This window comes from Allobosea sp. OAE752 (genome assembly GCF_050433265.1).
In the GTDB taxonomy this organism is placed as follows: Bacteria; Pseudomonadota; Alphaproteobacteria; order Rhizobiales; family Beijerinckiaceae; genus Allobosea; species Allobosea spartocytisi.
On record NZ_JBNPXO010000004.1, the window covers coordinates 33,956 to 49,165 of the forward strand.

14 protein-coding genes and 1 riboswitch are annotated in these 15,210 nt (G+C 67.8%); of the genes, 11 read left to right on the forward strand and 3 right to left on the reverse strand.

The genetic code is table 11. The annotated features are described in order from the left end of the window. Nucleotides 1–44: 44 nt before the first annotated feature. The 5 genes from GGC47_RS11835 to GGC47_RS11855 are packed head-to-tail and all read left to right on the forward strand — an operon-like array spanning nucleotide 45 to nucleotide 5,244. Complete coding sequence (locus GGC47_RS11835) at nucleotides 45–746, forward strand: creatininase family protein (protein WP_142022441.1); 702 nt, start codon at nucleotides 45–47, stop codon at nucleotides 744–746. Nucleotides 747–768: 22 nt separating this feature from the next. Beyond that, nucleotides 769–1,743, forward strand: a complete 975-nt coding sequence (locus GGC47_RS11840) for an ABC transporter permease (RefSeq protein ID WP_038364969.1) — start codon at nucleotides 769–771, stop codon at nucleotides 1,741–1,743. After that, nucleotides 1,740–2,618 carry an ABC transporter permease gene (locus GGC47_RS11845; protein WP_038364968.1) on the forward strand — a complete coding sequence of 293 codons (879 nt, stop codon included), beginning with the start codon at nucleotides 1,740–1,742 and terminating at the stop codon, nucleotides 2,616–2,618. Before GGC47_RS11840 ends, GGC47_RS11845 begins: the two co-directional genes overlap by 4 nt. Further along, nucleotides 2,615–4,327 carry a dipeptide ABC transporter ATP-binding protein gene (locus tag GGC47_RS11850; protein ID WP_142022440.1) on the forward strand — a complete coding sequence of 571 codons (1,713 nt, stop codon included), beginning with the start codon at nucleotides 2,615–2,617 and terminating at the stop codon, nucleotides 4,325–4,327. Before GGC47_RS11845 ends, GGC47_RS11850 begins: the two co-directional genes overlap by 4 nt. A gap of 11 nt (nucleotides 4,328–4,338) precedes the next feature. Beyond that, on the forward strand, nucleotides 4,339–5,244 hold the full coding sequence (locus GGC47_RS11855; protein WP_142022439.1) for a polysaccharide deacetylase family protein: 906 nt from the start codon (nucleotides 4,339–4,341) through the stop codon (nucleotides 5,242–5,244). 57 nt (nucleotides 5,245–5,301) lie between these two features. On the opposite strand, the gene GGC47_RS11860 is transcribed toward GGC47_RS11855, so the two are convergent. Then, nucleotides 5,302–5,625: a hypothetical protein gene (locus GGC47_RS11860; protein ID WP_248312476.1), complete on the reverse strand. Its 324-nt coding sequence runs from the start codon at nucleotides 5,623–5,625 to the stop codon at nucleotides 5,302–5,304. Between the two features lie 735 nt (nucleotides 5,626–6,360). Here GGC47_RS11860 and GGC47_RS11865 point away from each other — a divergent pair. From GGC47_RS11865 to thiC, 4 genes are all read left to right on the forward strand, one after another. Next, entirely contained in the window at nucleotides 6,361–7,581 is a 1,221-nt protein-coding gene (locus tag GGC47_RS11865; protein ID WP_429068145.1) for an OmpA family protein, read from the forward strand. Between the two features lie 141 nt (nucleotides 7,582–7,722). Next, a complete protein-coding gene (locus tag GGC47_RS11870; RefSeq protein WP_370954993.1) occupies nucleotides 7,723–8,004 on the forward strand; it encodes a hypothetical protein in 282 nt (93 codons plus the stop codon). Nucleotides 8,005–8,049: 45 nt separating this feature from the next. Further along, on the forward strand, nucleotides 8,050–8,247 hold the full coding sequence (locus GGC47_RS11875; RefSeq protein WP_429068147.1) for a hypothetical protein: 198 nt from the start codon (nucleotides 8,050–8,052) through the stop codon (nucleotides 8,245–8,247). A 77-nt stretch (nucleotides 8,248–8,324) separates the two neighbouring features. Continuing rightward, nucleotides 8,325–8,429: riboswitch (TPP riboswitch) on the forward strand. A gap of 79 nt (nucleotides 8,430–8,508) precedes the next feature. Further along, a complete protein-coding gene (gene thiC, locus GGC47_RS11880) occupies nucleotides 8,509–10,386 on the forward strand; it encodes a phosphomethylpyrimidine synthase ThiC (protein ID WP_142022436.1) in 1,878 nt (625 codons plus the stop codon). Between the two features lie 88 nt (nucleotides 10,387–10,474). Here the strand turns inward: thiC and GGC47_RS11885 are convergent, their stop codons facing one another. Then, nucleotides 10,475–11,359, reverse strand: a complete 885-nt coding sequence (locus GGC47_RS11885; protein WP_142022435.1) for a hypothetical protein — start codon at nucleotides 11,357–11,359, stop codon at nucleotides 10,475–10,477. Nucleotides 11,360–11,703: 344 nt separating this feature from the next. Between GGC47_RS11885 and dnaK the strand changes: the two genes are divergently transcribed. Together dnaK and dnaJ are read left to right on the forward strand one after the other, a co-directional pair. Next, nucleotides 11,704–13,617, forward strand: a complete 1,914-nt coding sequence (gene dnaK, locus GGC47_RS11890) for a molecular chaperone DnaK (protein WP_038364955.1) — start codon at nucleotides 11,704–11,706, stop codon at nucleotides 13,615–13,617. A gap of 154 nt (nucleotides 13,618–13,771) precedes the next feature. After that, a complete protein-coding gene (gene dnaJ, locus GGC47_RS11895; protein WP_142022434.1) occupies nucleotides 13,772–14,902 on the forward strand; it encodes a molecular chaperone DnaJ in 1,131 nt (376 codons plus the stop codon). A 72-nt stretch (nucleotides 14,903–14,974) separates the two neighbouring features. Here the strand turns inward: dnaJ and GGC47_RS11900 are convergent, their stop codons facing one another. Continuing rightward, on the reverse strand, nucleotides 14,975–15,166 hold the full coding sequence (locus GGC47_RS11900; protein ID WP_038364949.1) for a CsbD family protein: 192 nt from the start codon (nucleotides 15,164–15,166) through the stop codon (nucleotides 14,975–14,977). Between the last annotated feature and the right edge of the window lie 44 nt (nucleotides 15,167–15,210).

The window sequence follows — 15,210 nt, forward strand, 5'->3', positions numbered from 1 at the left end:
AGTAGTTTGTCCGTCGCTCCAATGACCCAAGCAAGGAACGCACCGTGCTGGTTGCCGAGATGAACTGGATGCAGATCGAGGCGCAGGCGCGCCGCGACGATCGCTGCGTCCTGCCCCTCGGCAGCGTCGAGCAGCACGCCTATCTCAGCCTCGCGACCGATGTGATCCTGTCCGAGCGCGTGGCACAGGAGGCGGCCGAGCCGCTCGGCATTCCCGTCTTTCCCGTGCTCGCCTATGGGCTGACGCCGGGCTTCCTGAATTTCCCCGGCAGTATTTCGCTGCGCATGAGCACCTATGCGGCTCTGCTCGGTGACATCTTCGACGGCTTCTACCGCTCGGGCTTCCGCCGGATCGTGCTGGTCAACGGCCATGGCGGCAATTCGCCGGCTCTCAACTTCGCGACCGAATGGCTGGACAAGCACCCGGATGCCAGCATCCGCCTGCATAATTGGTGGGCGGCGCCGCAATTCCAGGCGGCGGTCAAGGCGGTCGATCCGGCCGCCTCGCACGCCTCCTGGATGGAGAACTTCCCCTGGACGCGGCTTGCGGGCGTGGCCATGCCCGATACGCTGAAGCCGCCCTTCAACGCCGCCGAATATCAGGCCGCCAGCCCGGCGAAGCGGCGCGAGATCCTCGGAGACGGCAATTTCCACGGCCTTTACCAGCGGCCGGATGAGGAAATGCTGGAGCTCTGGCAGGTCGGCGTCGAGGAGACCCGTGCAGCGATGGTGGAGAACTGGCCGTGACGTCGCGCCGAAGGCTTCACGCATGCTAGGCCACATCGCCTCCCGCCTGGCTCAGGCCCTCGTCGTCATGCTCGTCATGTCGGTGCTGGTCTTCGTCGGCGTCTACGCGATCGGCAATCCCATCGATGTCCTGATCGGCCCCGATGTCAGCCAGGAGCTCCGGCTCCAGACCATCGCGCATTACGGGCTCGACCGGCCGCTTTGGGAGCAGTACCTCACCTTCCTCGGCCGCGTGCTGCACGGCGATTTCGGCCGCTCCTTCGTCTTCGGCATGCCGGTGATGGATCTCATCCTGTCGCGCCTGCCGGCGACGCTGGAACTGACGCTGGCTGCGGTCTGCGGCGCGGCGCTGATCGGCATCCCCGCCGGCATCTATGCGGGCTACAGACCAGACAGCTTCGCCTCCCGGCTAATCATGACGGTCTCGATCCTCGGCTTCTCGGTGCCGACCTTCTGGATCGGCCTCGTGCTGATCATGGCCTTCGCCGTCGAACTGCAATGGCTGCCGGCCGGCGGGCGCGGCGATACCGTTTCCGTCTTCGGCGTCGAGTGGAGCTTCCTCACCTTGAACGGCTTGAGCCACCTCCTGCTGCCGGCGCTGAACCTCGCCCTCTTCAAGCTCGCCCTGATGACGCGCCTCGCCCGGGCCGGAACGCGCGAGACCATGCTCTCCGACACCGTGAAATTCGCCCGAGCAGCCGGCTTGTCCGAGTGGACCGTGCTGCGCCGCCATGTGCTGCGGCTGATCGCGATCCCGCTGGTCACCGTCTTCGGCCTCGAATTCGGCTCGACTCTGGCTTTCGCCGTTGTCACCGAGACGATCTTCTCCTGGCCGGGCATCGGCAAGCTGATCATCGATTCGATCCAGTCGCTCGACCGGCCGGTGATGGTCGCCTATCTCATGCTCGTCGCCTTCGTCTTCATCACCATCAACTTCCTCGTCGACCTCGCCTATGTCGGGCTCGATCCGCGACTCAGGAAGGGGGGCGCGCGATGACCGACGCTTCTCCAGCAGCCCGCTTCTGGGCCGAGTTCCGCGAGAGCAAGGTCGCGGTCGTGGCGCTCGCCGTGGTCGTGCTGATGATCGGCATCGCCTTGCTGGCACCGCTCGTCGCGCCGCAGGACCCTTACGACCTCGCCAATCTCTCGCTTTCCGATGCGCGCCGTCCGCCGGGTTTCGTCGGCGAGGGCGGCTATACCCATTGGCTCGGCACGGATGCGCAGGGGCGCGATCTCCTCTCGGCCATCCTCTACGGCCTGCGGATCTCGCTGGAGATGGGCCTGGTGGCGGGCGCGCTCGCCTTCACGCTCGGCGTCGCGCTCGGCATCGGCGCGGCCTATATCGGCGGGCGCTGGGAAGCCTTCATCATGCGCGTCATCGACCTGCAGCTCGCCTTCCCGGCGATCCTGCTGGCGCTCGTGCTTTCGGCGCTGCTGGGCCAGGGCAAGCTCCAGCTCATCGCGGCGCTGGCCTGCGCGCAATACGCCTATTTCGCCCGCACCGCCCATGGCGCGGCCTCGGCCGAGCGCGGCAAGGACTATGTCGAGGCCGTGCTCTCGACGCCGTTGCCCGGCTGGCGCGTCGTCCTGCGCCATATCTTTCCGAACTGCCTGCCGCCCTTGATCGTCGTCGCGACCGTGCAAGTGGCCAATGCCATCGCGCTGGAGGCGACGCTCTCCTTCCTCGGCGTCGGCCTGCCGGTGACGGAGCCCTCGCTTGGCATGCTGATCTCGAACGGCTTCCAGTACATGCTGTCCGGCCGCTACTGGATCTCGATCTATCCCGGCATCGCGCTCATCGTGCTGATCGTCGCCATCAACCTCGTCGGCGACCGCATCCGCGACCAGGTCAATCCGAGGCTGAAGCGATGAGCGACGCGCCTCTCCTTCAGGTCACCGACCTCGCCACCCATTTCCACACCCGCAACGGCGTGGTGAAGGCGGTCGACGGCGTCTCCTTTGCGCTGAAGCGCGGCGAGGTGATGGGGCTCGTCGGCGAGTCCGGCTCGGGCAAGAGCATCACCGGCTTCTCGATCATCGGGCTGATCGACGCGCCCGGCCGCGTTGAAACCGGCTCGTCGGTGAAGCTGGAGGAGCGCGAACTCGTCGGCTTGCCTTCGGCGGAACTGCGAAAAATCCGCGGCAAGCAGATCTCGATGGTCTTCCAGGACCCGATGATGACGCTGAACCCGATGCTGACCATCGGCACGCAGATCCGGCTCGCCCTGGAAGCGCATGAAACGGTCTCCGGTGCCCAGGCCCGCCGCCGCTCCGTCGCGGCGCTGGCGCAGGTCCGCATTCCCGATCCCGAGGCCAAGGTCGATTTCTACCCGCACCAGTTCTCGGGCGGCATGCGCCAGCGCGTCGCCATCGCCATCGCGCTGCTGCACCGGCCGAAACTGATCATCTGCGACGAGCCGACGACCGCGCTCGATGTCTCCGTCCAGGCCGAGATTCTCGTCGAGATGAAGGAGCTCGTCGCCGAGCTCGGCACGGCGCTGATCTGGATCAGCCACGACCTCGCCGTCGTCGCCTCGCTCGCCGACCATGTCTGCGTCATGCGCTACGGCAAGATCGTCGAGGCCGGGCCGACGCTCGATGTCCTGACCCATCCGCAGCATCCTTATACGCGGGGCTTGCTCGATGCGCTGCCCTCCCGCTCCGAGCCCGGAACACTGCTGGCTGGCGGCGCCGGCGCGGAGGCTGCTCCGCCACCACGTGTCGCGAAGGAGACCGCACCGCAAACCGGCGACGCCGTGCATTACGTCCGCATCGAGCATGTCGCCAAGCGCTTTGCCCAGACGCCCGGCCTGTTCCGGAAGCTCGCGCAGAAGGCCGGCCTGTCGAAGGCACCGGCCGCTGTGCAGGCCGTCGACGACGTCACGCTGGTGCTCAAGCGCGGCGAGGCGCTCGGTCTCGTCGGTGAATCCGGCTCGGGCAAATCGACGCTCGGACGCGTCGCGGCCGGCATCTATGCGCCGGACAGTGGTTTCGTGCGCATCGACGATGCGCCGGTGATGAGCGCGGGCGACCATCCGCACAAGGTCACGACCCGCGTCCAGACGATCTTCCAGGACCCCTTTGCCTCGCTTAACCCCCGCATGAGGGTGGGTGACAGCATCGCCGAAGGTCCGCTGGCGCACGGGCTCATCAAAAGCGGCGAGGCGAAGACTTACGTCCGGCAATGGCTGGCGGCGGTCGGGCTCGATCCGGATTTCGCGGACCGCTACCCACACCAGTTCTCCGGCGGCCAGCGCCAGCGCGTCGCCATTGCCCGCGCGCTCGCCATGCAGCCCGATGTCGTGGTCTGCGACGAGCCGGTCGCCTCGCTCGACGTCTCCATTCAGGCGCAGATCATCAACCTGCTGATCCGCCTGCGGCAGGAGCTCGATCTCACGCTGATCTTCATCTCGCATGACCTCTCGGTCGTCCGCCATCTCTGCGACCGCGTCGCGATCATGTATCGCGGCAAGATCGTCGAGAGCGGCCCGGCCGGCCAGGTCTACGATCATCCGCAGCACGACTACACCAAGCGCCTGCTCGCCGCCGTGCCGGTGCTACCGGGCGCTGTGACGACCTGAGGAGAGCGACCATGACAAGCCAGTCCGATGAACTCCTGCCCTGGCAATGGCCGGAAGAGGTCTGGCGCGGCAAGGTCGAGCAGGTTCGCGCCGGCCGCAATCTCAAGCCGGCCAGATGGAAGAACGGCGCCCGTTGCGCCGTGGCCCTCTCCTTCGATGTCGATCACGAGACCAACGAACTGCGCGACGGCGGCAAGTCGGTCGGGCGCCTCTCCTGGGGCCAGTACGGAAACCGCGTCGGCGTGCCCCGCATCCTCGACCTGCTGAAGCGGCAGGATATCCCCGCAAGCTTCTTCGTGCCCGCCGTCACGGCCCTGCTCTATCCGGAAGAGCAGCGCCGCATCATCGGTGCCGGCCACGAGATCGGCCTTCATGGCTGGATCCACGAGGTCAATACGGCGGTGCCACCTGAGAACGAGCGCGAATTGCACCTGCGCTCGGCCGATACGCTGGAGAAGGTCACCGGTGTCCGCCCGGTCGGCATGCGCACGCCGTCCTGGGATTTCTCCGACGTGACGCTCGCGATCGAGCGCGAGCTCGGCCTGCTCTACGATTCCTCGCTCTTTGCCGATGACGATCCCTATGAGATCGTCGAGAAGGGCGAGCCCACCGGCATCGTCGAACTGCCGGTCGAGTGGATTCGCGACGACGCGCCCTATCTCAGCATGAACCGCTTCCAGGCGCTCCGGCCCTATACGCCGCCGGAAGCGGTCTTCGACATCTTCCGGCGCGAATTCGAGGGCGCCTATGCCGAGGGCGGGCTCTTCCTGCTGACCATGCACCCGCATGTCATCACCTACCGCTCGCGCTTCTGGATCCTCGAGGAGCTGGTTCGCCTCGCCAAGGCCAAGGGCGATTGCTGGTTCGCGACCCATGCCGAGATCGCGGCCTATGTGAAGGACGAGGCCGGCATCTGACCCGCTCGGGCGGTGGAACCGCTGCCCGATTCCCGCCGTTTTCGCTTCATCGCCGGTTCAGGCCGCAAGGGCCCTGATACCGCGCAGGTTGAACGAATGACGGGAATCGCGATGCGCACGAAACGCTTGCTGCTGGTCGGAACGGTCCTGCCGGCCCTTATCCTCTCCCAGGCGGGGCAGGCCTTCGCGCCGTTGGGCGTCCAGCTCGCCCAGGCGCCGGGAGGCGACGACGATCGTGGCCGCGGCCAGCGTGAGCGCCAGCCCGGTCCCGGAGGAGGCCAGCCCGGTCAGCCGGGGCATCCAGGAGCCGGCGGCCAGCCGGGGCGTGCCGGAGCCGGCGGTCAACCCGGCCAGCCCGGCCGCCCGGGACAGCCGGGACAACCTCCTGGCGAGCGCGCGCCCGCAGCGCCCCGCCCGCCCATGCCTTCCGCGCCGGCACCGGCCGAGCGGACCGCCCCGCCGCCTCCGCCGCAGAGCCAGCCACGGCCTGCGCCGCCGGCCCTGCAGCCCCGGCCCGAGCGCCCGGCGCCGCCGAGCGCCGCGCCGGCTCCTCAGGAACGCCTCGCGCCGCCTGCCGCGCCTGCGCCGTCGCGGCCTGCGCCCGTGCCGCCGCCGGCAGCACAGCCCGGCGTGCCCCCGGTGCAGCGTCCGGCCGTTCCGCCTGCGCCGCAGCCCGGCGCTCAGCCGACCCAGCGACCCGTGCCTCCCGCGGCACCGACGGCTCCGGCCCAGCCCAACGCGGCTTCGCCCGGTGCGCCCCAGCCCGGCCTCAGGCCAGATCAGCGCCCGGCTGCGCCCGGTGCGATTGCGCCTGCGCCGCAACCCGGCGCGCAGCCGTCACAGCGCCCCCTGCCGCCGCCGGGAGCACCCGTGCAGCGGCCCGTGCCTCCGCCCGCGCCGACGGCTCCGGCCCAGCCCAACGCGGCGACGCCGGGCGCGCCCCAGCCCGGCCTCAGGCCGGATCAGCGTCCGGCTGCCCCCGGCGCGATTGCGCCTGCGCCGCAACCCGGCGCGCAGCCGACGCAGCGTCCCCTGCCGCCTCTGGGAGCGCCGACACAGCCGAACGCCGCTACGCCCGGCGCAACCCAGCCCGGCGCCCGGCCCGATCAGCGGCCCGTGCCGCCGAATCCGCCCGCCGTTCCCGGCCAGCCCTCGACCCCGGCTCAACCGGGTGCGGTTCCTCCTGCTGCGGCCCCGGTTCAGGGCCAGCCGAACCCGGCCGTGCCGCCCGGAGCTGCGCCCGGTGCCGCCGTGCCCGGCCGTCCCGGTGTCGCCCCGCCTGCGCCCGGCGCCGTGCAGGGTCAGCCGCCGGCAGGTCTTCCCGGCCAACTTCCCGGTCAGCCGCCCCAGCGTGAGGGGCGTCGCGGCGGCATTTCGCCCGGCGTCGCCGGGGCGATCGGCCTGGGCGCCGGCGTCATCGGTGGCATCATGGCGACCCAGGGCGCCGAGCGCTTCGACGACATCCGCAGGGAACGGCAGGAGCAGCGCGAAGGTGACCTCACCATCATCCGTGAACCCGGCCGCACCATCATCCGCGACGATGACGGCCGCGCCATCATCCGCCGCGACGAGGACCAGCGCTTCCGGGATCTCGGCTGGCAGGGCCGCGCCGAGCGCCGCGACGGCGAGACGCGCACCGTCTTCGAGCGGCCCGACGGAACGCGCATCGTCACCGTCACCGACGAGGAGGGCCGGCTGATCCGCCGCAGCCGCATCGGCCGCGACGATCGCGAGGTGATCATCATCGACAACACGCTGCGGGACCGTCCGGGGCGCTTTGCGGACGATGTCGTGGTGCTGCCCCCGCCGCCGCTGCCGATCCCGCGCGAGCGCTATATCGTCAATGCGGACCAGGCCGATGAGAGCCTGATCTACGAAACGATCATGGCCCCGCCGATCGCCGCGATCCCGCGTCGCTACACGCTGGACGAGGTCCGCTACTCGCCCGACCTGCGTGCCCGCATGCGCAGCGTCGATATCGACACGATCAACTTCGAGACGGGCTCCTGGCAGGTCACGGCCGACCAGGCGCAGCGCCTCGCGGTGATCGCGGATTCGGTGCGGCGTGTGCTGCAGGGCTCGCCGAACGAGGTCTTCCTCGTCGAGGGCCATACCGATGCCGTGGGTTCCGACATCGACAACCTCTCGCTCTCCGACCGCCGGGCCCAGTCCGTCGCCGAGATCCTGACGCGCGACTTCCAGATCCCGCCCGAGAACCTGACGACCCAGGGCTATGGCGAGCAGTATCTGAAGGTGCAGACGCAAGCTGCCTCGCGCGAGAACCGGCGCGTCACGCTTAGGCGCATCACGCCGCTGCTGACGGGCCAGAGTCGCTGACCGGCGCGGCGTCGAAACGCCGCTATCGCACAGAGCGGGGCTGCACTTTGTGCAGCCCCGCTCTTCGTCGGAAGCAAGGAACCGCCGCTTCGTTTCGCCAGTTCTATGTTCCGGAGGAGTAGTCCGAAGGGAGATGAAGCCATGAAGAAGCTCTCCTTGATGCTGGCATGCCTGCTTCTGGCCGGATCGCTTCTGGCGCCGGCCGCGCAGGCCCAGAGCACCTCGTCGCCCGGCCCTGCGGTCAAGCAGCGGGCGCCCGGCGTGCCGATCGCCCCGCAACCGGGGGAGGTTTCCCGCTTGCGGTCCGAGGAGCGAGGGCTGTTCCATCAATACGGGCGCGTGGCGCAGGACGGACGCGCGGCGCAGGAGGCCAATCGCGATCTGCCGATGCCGCGCGGCGTGCCTTCGATCATCGCGCCCTGAGAGGCGTTCAGGATTGTTCAACGCTTGCGGCCTAAGCATCGCCGCATGAGTGACGTTGCCGCCATCGCCCAAAGCCTCGTCTCGATGCAGTCAGCCTCGACGCAGCAGGCCCTCGGCACCGAGATGCTGCGGCAGAATGCCGAGGCCGAGCGCGGCGTCGTCGCCATGCTCGAGCAGGGCGCTGAGCAGGCGAAGGCCGTCCTCCCCGCAGGCCAGGGCCTGCGGGTCGATCGCACGGCCTGACGTTTTTTGCATGCCGGCCCCTGCGTGCCGGCTTTCCTTTGCCGGTTGCGTCTCCCCGGTCGAAGCCCTACCCTTGGAATCGTTCCGAGGGGTGCTCGCAAGGGCTGAGATGGCTGATGAGGCCGAACCCGTCGAACCTGATCCGGGTCATACCGGCGGAGGGACTGGAACGCGGGTCGGGCCGTACCTTATCCGCAGACAGCGACTGGACCGCTTCCAAACCCGGATCTCCTGAACCTTGGACCAAGGAGGAGATCCCGCATGAACGCCCATACCAAGCCGCAGAAGAACAGCGTCAAGACCGCGCCGCAAAGCGTGACCACGGGGCCAATCATCGGCTCGCGCAAGATCTATGTGCCGACACCCGAGGATGGCTCGATCCGGGTGCCGTTCCGTGAGGTGCAGCTCACCACGGACGCCGAACCGCCGGTGCGGATCTACGACCCGTCCGGCCCCTTTACCGAGACCGACGCGAAGATCGACCTCGATGCGGGCCTGCCCCAGCCGCGTCGTGCCTGGCTCGACGCCCGCGGCTTCGAGCGGGTCGCCGGGCGCGCGGTCACCGCCGCCGATAACGGCCATATCAGCGAAGCGCAGCTGGTTCCGGCCTGCCCGGCTGAGCGCCCGATCCTCGAGGCGAAGCCCGGCCAGATGGCGACGCAGTACGAATTCGCCAAGGCCGGCATCATCACGCCCGAGATGATCTATGTCGCCCATCGCGAGAATCTCGGCCGCGCCGCGATGCTCGAAGGCGCGCGCGAGCGTCATGCCGATGGCGAGAGCTTCGGCGCCAGCGTGCCGGAATTCGTCACGCCCGAATTCGTCCGCGAGGAGATCGCCCGCGGCCGCGCCATCATCCCGGCCAACATCAACCACCCCGAGCTCGAGCCGATGGCGATCGGCCGCAATTTCCTGGTCAAGATCAACGCCAATATCGGCAACTCGGCCGTCACCTCCGGCGCGGCCGAGGAGGTCGAGAAGCTGGTCTGGGCGATCCGCTGGGGCGCCGATACGGTGATGGACCTCTCCACCGGCCGCAACATCCACAACATCCGCTCCTGGATCCTGCGCAATTCACCGGTGCCGATCGGCACGGTGCCGATCTATCAGGCGCTGGAGAAGGTCGGCGGCGATCCGATCAAGCTCGACTGGGAGGTGTTCAAGGACACCCTCATCGAGCAGGCCGAGCAGGGCGTCGACTACTTCACCATCCATGCCGGCGTCAGACTTCCCTATGTTCCGCTCACGGCATCGCGAGTTACCGGCATCGTCTCGCGCGGCGGCTCGATCATGGCGCGCTGGTGCCTGGCGCATCACAAGGAGAGCTTCCTCTACGAGCGCTTCGACGAGATTTGCGACATCATGCGCAAATACGACGTCTCCTTCTCGCTGGGCGATGGCCTGCGTCCGGGCTCGATCGCCGACGCCAATGACCGCGCCCAGTTCGCCGAGCTGGAGACGCTGGGCGAGCTGACCCAGGTCGCCTGGAAGAAGGGCTGCCAGGTGATGATCGAGGGCCCCGGCCATGTGCCGATGCACAAGATCAAGGAGAACATGGACAAGCAGCTGCGCGAATGCGGCGAGGCGCCCTTCTATACGCTCGGACCGCTGACCACCGACATCGCGCCGGGCTACGACCACATCACCTCGGGCATCGGGGCTGCGATGATCGGTTGGTATGGCTGCGCCATGCTCTGCTACGTCACGCCGAAGGAGCATCTGGGCCTGCCGAACCGCGACGACGTCAAGACCGGCGTCATCACCTATCGCATCGCGGCCCATGCCGCCGACCTCGCCAAGGGCCATCCGGCCGCGAAGATCCGGGACGACGCGGTCTCCCGCGCCCGTTTCGACTTCCGCTGGGAGGACCAGTTCAACCTGGCGCTCGACCCCGACACGGCGCGCGAGTTCCACGACGAGACCTTGCCGAAGGACGCCCACAAGGTCGCGCATTTCTGCTCGATGTGCGGGCCGAAATTCTGCTCGATGAAGATCACGCAGGATCTGCGCGCCGAGGTTCTGGCGATGGGCGAGAACGAGCGCAAGGCGCTCGAAGCGCTCGCGGATGAAGGCATGGCGGCCAAGTCGAAGGAGTTCCTCGACAAGGGCGGCAGCATCTACCTCCCCGCGGCGGAGTGAACAGAGCCTCCGGAGGTCGCGACGCGGCTCGCGTTGCGGCCTTCGGGCGGCCGGAATAACCCGCCGGCTGTCGCGGACCGGGAAATCGCTACTGCGTGGGCGTAAGCGGGAGCGGCGCGGGTTTCGGCGCTGCCGGGCGCGGTTTCGGCTTGGCCGCCTGCTTCGGCTCGGTGCCGAGCCCGAGCCTCGCCCGCAGCTCGGCCGCGCGCCCCTCCGTGACCCGCGCGGCGCAGAAGCCGTATTGGCCCTCGCGCTGGAAATCGCGGCAGATCATCTCGCGCTCGCCCGAGAAGCCGGCCTGCTCGCGGGCAAGCGTCCGCTGGTCGACCGCGTTCGCCTTCGCCGTCAGCGTCCGGTAGCCGTCGCGCAGTGCGCGCTCGGCCGCGCCGCGCGCACGTTCGATCGCCTTGGCCTGGCTCGCGACGACACCCTGATCCGGCCCCCAGAGCCCGCGCGGATCGATCCGGCATTGCGCGGCTTCGACGATGCAGGGCGCGGCTGGCTCCGTCACCAGCAGGGCGCCGTCGAGCACGTCGAAGACGATCGGGCAAATCGGCGCCTCCAGCCTGTAGCGTGGCAGGCCCGCCGGCTTGCCGAGGGGGGTGACGGGAAGGGGCGCATCGCCGAAAGAAACGGCGCAGGGCTCGACCAGATTGGCGGCCTGATAGCCGTCGAGATTGAGCTTCAGCCCGTAGCCGCTGCCGAGCTTCTCGAAGACGGCGGTACCATGGTGGCCGTTCAGATGCAGGGTCTTGCCGAGGATCGCCTCCTCGCCCGCGATCTTGAGGGCCGGCAGGCTCTGCTGGCGCGGCGCCGCAGGCGCGCCCGCCGCCGGCGGGGCGGCCTGGTGGGTTCCCGGAGCGTTGAAGGGCTGGGCGCCCGGCAGTTGCAGTGGCTGCGCCCATGCGGCGGTGCCGGCGGCTGCCTGAAGCAGCGCTGCGAGGCCGAGGACGATGCGCTTGCGTGCTTTCATCGGGTTCATGTCAAGCCAAACGGCCTTTTGAATGAGCCGTGCTTTTGGCGTGCGCAAGGACGCAAAGGCCACACTCGGCCGGGAAAGCGCCGCAAAGATAACGTTAGGGCAAGTCCCGCCGCATACTCGGGAATGTGTAATCCCCGATTCTTAATCGGCTCGCCTGTCTTGCAAGGGCGGGAACACCCTCACTATATACGCGCCCAAGGGGCGGTTTCACCACCGTCAAACGTGGAATGCCGGGTCGTTCGCCGCTGAAGCGGGTGCGAGCCGGTCCATGGGCCGGCAGGCGGCGTGAACGCGTCGCAGGTCGGCGATCTGCTCAGTCGAAAGGGATCCCATCCATGGGTAAAGTCATCGGTATCGACCTTGGCACGACCAATAGCTGCGTCGCAGTGATGGAAGGCTCTACACCGAAGGTCATCGAGAATTCGGAAGGCGCGCGCACCACGCCCTCCATCGTCGCCATCACGGATGACGGCGAACGCCTTGTCGGCCAGCCCGCGAAGCGGCAGGCCGTCACCAATCCGGAGCGCACCTTCTTTGCGATCAAGCGCCTCATCGGTCGGACCTACGACGATCCGATGACGCAGAAGGATCTCAAGCTGGTCCCCTACAAGATCGTCAAGGCCCCGAACGGCGACGCCTGGGTCTCGGCCGACGGCAAGGAATATTCGCCGTCGCAGATCTCGGCCTTCACGCTGACCAAGATGAAGGAAACGGCGGAGGCCTATCTCGGCCAGCCCGTCACCCAGGCCGTCATCACGGTTCCCGCCTATTTCAACGACGCCCAGCGCCAGGCGACCAAGGATGCCGGCAAGATCGCCGGCCTTGAGGTCCTGCGCATCATCAACGAGCCGACTGCGGCCGCGCTGGCCTATGGTCTCGAGAAGAAGTCGTCCGGCACCATCGCGGTCTATGACCTCGGCGGCGGCACCTTCGACGTCTCGATCCTCGAGATCGGCGACGGCGTCTTCGAGGTGAAGTCGACCAACGGCGACACCTTCCTCGGCGGCGAGGATTTCGACATGCGCCTCGTCGAGTATCTCGCGGACGAGTTCAAGCGCGAGCAGGGCATCGACCTGAAGAAGGACAAGCTCGCCCTCCAGCGCCTGAAGGAAGCGGCCGAGAAGGCCAAGATCGAGCTGTCGAGCGCCGCGCAGACCGAAATCAACCTGCCCTACATCACGGCGGATGCCTCCGGTCCCAAGCACCTCGCCATCAAGCTTTCGCGCGCCAAGTTCGAGAGCCTGGTCGACGACCTGATCCAGCGCACCATCGAGCCCTGCAAGAAGGCGCTCAAGGATGCCGGCCTCTCGGCGGGCCAGATCGACGAGGTCGTCCTCGTCGGCGGCATGACCCGCATGCCGAAGGTGCAGGAGGTCGTGAAGCAGTTCTTCGGCAAGGAGCCGCACAAGGGTGTGAACCCTGACGAGGTCGTCGCCATCGGCGCCGCGATCCAGGCCGGCGTGCTCCAGGGTGACGTCAAGGACGTGCTGCTGCTCGACGTGACCCCGCTCTCGCTCGGCATCGAGACGCTGGGTGGAGTCTTTACGCGTCTTATTGACCGCAACACCACGATCCCGACCAAGAAGAGCCAGGTCTTCTCCACCGCCGAGGACAACCAGAACGCGGTGACGATCCGGGTCTTCCAGGGCGAGCGCGAGATGGCGGCCGACAACAAGCTGCTTGGCCAGTTCGACCTGATGGGCATTCCGCCGGCCCCGCGCGGCATGCCGCAGATCGAGGTGACCTTTGACATCGACGCCAACGGCATCGTGTCCGTGACGGCGAAGGACAAGGCCACCAACAAGGAGCAGCAGATCAAGATCCAGGCTTCGGGCGGTCTCTCCGAGGCCGATATCCAGAAGATGGTGAAGGATGCCGAGGCCAATGCCGCCGAGGACAAGAAGCGCCGCGAGCTGGTCGAGGCCAAGAACCAGGGCGAGAGCCTGGTGCATTCGACCGAGAAGTCGCTGAAGGACTTCGGCGACAAGGTTTCGGAAGCCGACAAGTCGGCGATCGAGACGGCGGTCGAGGCGCTCAAGACCGCGCTCACGGGCGAGGACGCCGAGGCGATCAAGGCCCGCACCAACGAGGTGATGCAGGCTTCGATGAAGCTCGGCGAGGCGATGTATGCGGCCAGCCAGGCCGAAGGCGCTGCCGCCGAGGGCGAGCATCACGAGGAAGCCAAGAAGGACGACGTCATCGACGCCGACTTCAAGGATGTCTCGGACGACAAGAAGAAGAGCGCGTAACCGCGCGCTCGGGATGACGACGTCATGGCCGGGCTTGACCCGGCCACCACGTTCGGGAATGGCGTTGAGGCCAACTGACGACGCTTGACGCGCGGATGGCCGGGCTTTCGAGTCCGGCCGTCTTGCGTCGGGACCACAGGGACAGAACGTTTCGATGTCGAAGCGCGATTACTACGAGATCCTCGGCGTCAGCCGGACCGTGACGGATGTCGAGCTCAAGGGCTCCTTCCGCAAGCTCGCGATGCAGCATCATCCGGACAAGAATCCCGGCGACCACGAAGCCGAGGTCAAGTTCAAGGAAATCAACGAGGCCTATCAGGTCCTCTCCGACGGCCAGAAGCGCGCCGCCTATGACCGCTTCGGCCATCAGGCTTTCGAGAATGGCGGCGGAGCCGCCGGCGGGGCCGATTTTTCCGACTTCATGTCGGATATCTTCGATTCCTTCTTCGGCGACGCCCGTCGCGGTGGGCCGCGGGGAGCCAATGCCCGCGAGCGTGGCGCCGATCTGCGTTACAACCTCGAGATCGGGCTGGAGGACGCCTTTACCGGCAAGAACGCCTCGATCCGCGTGCCGACCTCGGTTTCCTGCGAGGCCTGCACCGGCAGCGGCGCCAAGCCCGGCTCGAAATCGCGCCAGTGCCCGACCTGCGGCGGCCATGGCCGCGTGCGCGCCAATCAGGGCTTCTTCTCGGTCGAGCGGACATGCCCGACCTGCAATGGCCGTGGCGAGGTCATCGACGACCCTTGCAAGAATTGCCAGGGCTCGGGCCGGGTCACCCGCGAGCGCACGCTTTCGGTCAACATCCCCGCCGGCGTCGAAGACGGTACGCGCATCCGCTTGGCCGGCGAGGGCGAGGCCGGCCTGCGCGGCGGCCCGGCGGGCGATCTCTACATCTTCCTGTCGATCAAGCCGCACGCGATCTTCCAGCGCGACGGTGCTGATCTGTTCTGCCGCGTGCCGATCGGCCTGGTCTCGGCCGCGCTCGGCGGCGAGATCGAGGTGCCGACGCTGTCGGGCGAACAGGCCCGGGTGAAGGTCCCGGAGGGCACGCAGACCGGCAAGCAGTTCCGCCTCAAGGGCAAGGGCATGAGCGTGCTGCGCTCGCGCGAGGTCGGCGACCTCTATATCCAGGTCGTGATCGAGACCCCACAGAAGCTGACGGCGCGCCAGCGCGAACTGCTCGAGGAGTTCGAGCGCGAGAGCTCGCACAACAACCATCCGGAGACCGCGGGCTTCTTCGGCCGGGTCAAGGATTTCCTCGGCGGGCTCGGCGGCACGGCCTGAGCCACGCCGAAGCGAGGCATGAAAAAAGGGCCGCCCTCGGGGCGGCCCTTTCCGTTTCTGCGGGCTTGCGCCTCAAGCCTTGTCGACGACCTTCTTGATCGCGTCCTTGCCCTTGCCGATCGCCTGCTGGGCCTCGCCCTTGAGCTCCTGCGCCTTGCCCTCGGCTTCCCATTCCGGCTTGTTCACCGCCTTGCCGGCGGCCTGCTTGATGTTGCCGGCGGCCTCATTGGCCAGGCCCTTGATCTTGTCGGTCGTGCTGCCCATGGCGTGGGATCCTTTCGATGTCGATGCCGCTCGCGCGGCCTTCG